Origin of the sequence: Streptomyces racemochromogenes (assembly GCF_044129415.1) — a bacterium.
GTDB classification, from domain to species: Bacteria; Actinomycetota; Actinomycetes; order Streptomycetales; family Streptomycetaceae; genus Streptomyces; species Streptomyces racemochromogenes_A.
In genome coordinates this window covers 1-1,035 of record NZ_JBBDHD010000299.1, presented here as the reverse complement: position 1 = coordinate 1,035, position 1,035 = coordinate 1, and the positions used below count along the sequence as shown (strand labels likewise).

General features: G+C 60.6%; 1 protein-coding gene. It reads left to right on the top strand.

All coding sequences use genetic code 11. From position 1 onward, the window contains the following. A partial coding sequence (locus tag WDV06_RS36950) for a DEAD/DEAH box helicase (RefSeq protein ID WP_395514171.1) occupies positions 1-1,035 on the top strand: 1,035 nt, incomplete at both ends.

The window sequence follows — 1,035 nt, the reverse complement described above, 5'->3', positions numbered from 1 at the left end:
GTGGAGCACGATGTCATCGGTCCCGACAGCCTGGTGCGCAACATTGTAGGCGCACAGATGCGCGAGTTCGGTCGCAAGTTTTACAATGCACGCGCACGTTGGAAGGTCGCCAGTGTCAACACGCTGGCCAACCGCGCCGCAGATCTCCCCCGCAGTTGGGTGTCACAGGTTACGCGAGTGCATGGCGATGAGGGCCATCACTACCTGGTTGACAACATTTGGGGCCGCGCCGTCCAGATCTTTCACAACGCTCGCGGCATGTTCCCCACCGCTACGCCGATTCGCGGTGACAAGAAAGGTCTGGGGCGCGCTCCGCTGGGCAGTGGCATCATCGACGCCCTGGTCGAAGGCCCAGGCATGCGTTGGCTCATCGACAACGTATTCCTGACGGACTATCGCCTCATCGCTGCAGGCGACATCGACATGACCGGCGTGGCCGTGTCCAGCAGCACGGGTGACTTCTCCCAGACTGGCATGCGCAAACGTGTCAAGGAGAACCCGAAGATCGTCGGTGACATCGTTGAGCACTACTTTGCGTATGCCAACGGCCTCAAGGGCATCACGTTCGCGGTTGACATCGACCATGCGACTGAGATTGCCAACAAGTTCAAGTCGCGCGGCGTGCGCGCAGAAGTAATCAGCTCCAAGACGCCGGATGCTGAGCGCGATCACATGATGCTGCGTTTCAAAGATGGTGACCTGGATATGCTGGTCAACGTCGATCTGTTCGGCGAAGGCGTGGACGTACCTGCTGTGCAGGTTGTCATCATGGCGCGGCCTACGCTGTCCTACTCGCTGTACGTGCAGCAGTTCGGGCGCGCGCTGCGACTGCTGGTGTCACCGATCCTACGCGCTGCCTGGCACACGTACACGGTGGAACAGCGTGCGGCGTTCGTCGCTGAGTCGATCAAGCCGCGCGCGATCATCATCGATCACGTGGGCAACGTTTTCCGTCACAAGGGTCCGCCTGACATGCGCTGGTGGGATTGGGATCTGTCGGGCCGCAAGTCGCAGCGCGATGACGGTATTCCCATG